Here is a 977-nt window from a genome sequence, read left to right on the forward strand (position 1 = left end):
CCTCTCTGATGTCTGCCAACAACGGTTGAAAGCAGAACATATCAAGATGACAGCACTCCTCCTACAGCCACTATCTGTCAGGACAAGCAAAGACATAACCGACACTTCTGCGACGATCACGATAGGCGTGCCGCAAGGGGAGTCTTTCAGTTGCACACTTTTCAATATTTTCCAGGACACGCTACTTGAGAAACTGAGTAGAGTTCCGAATCATATCAGTGAAAAAGCAGCATCAGCACTGGCTGATGACGTCATTCTTATGAGCAAGACTGCAGAAGGCCTTCAGTTACTTCTTGACAATTGCACCGAATGGAGTGCAGAATACCAGATGGCCTGGAACACTGCCCCGGGAAAGTCCGAAGTGCTCCTCCCGCCTCGTGGCAATCAGACTTCTACATTCTTCCTATCTGGAGAACCATTACGAAATGTGGAGTCGTCTGTATACCTTGGCGTATCATTAACCACTTCTGGAATAACTGAAGAGAAGCACATTATGCGGGTGAAAGCTGCACAGCGTCGCTTGATGCAGTTGAGCCCTATAGGAATCCACATCCGAGGATTCAATACGAACCTTTGTGTAATGCTATACCGTGTATTCGTCAGATCGATCTACGAGTACGGCCTCCATCTCGTTCCACTCAGCCTAGCTCTTAAGCTCGTAATTAGCAGACTAGAGTCATGCTTCTTCCGACTAGTTCTGGGCAAGGTGGCTTCAAGATTCGGGAGTTCCAGACTCCCGAGACTAAGATCTCTTTGTCGGCTAGAGTCTGTGGACCTGCGCCGTATAATAATTGGATATCAGCGACTAAGCTATTACCATGGAAGAAGAACTGCAGCTTTGCAAGTGCCAAAAACTGACCATAATCGCATGCAAAACTTGCGATCGGCCTGCGAACAACTCACCATGTTCGTATCGCACCCTAGCATCATGCGGATGCGGAAGGGCATTGAATCTATCACCGATAGCAGCGATACTA

At 47.9% G+C, this 977-nt stretch carries 1 protein-coding gene; it reads left to right on the top strand.

Annotation, left to right across the window (positions count from 1 at the left end; translation table 11 throughout):
* Positions 1-46: 46 nt before the first annotated feature.
* A partial coding sequence (locus GM154_RS26175; protein ID WP_219654321.1) for a reverse transcriptase domain-containing protein occupies positions 47-977 on the top strand: 931 nt, incomplete at its 3' end.

Origin of the sequence: Pseudomonas sp. MAG002Y (genome assembly GCF_019400845.1) — a bacterium.
Taxonomy (GTDB): domain Bacteria; phylum Pseudomonadota; class Gammaproteobacteria; order Pseudomonadales; family Pseudomonadaceae; genus Chryseomonas; species Chryseomonas luteola.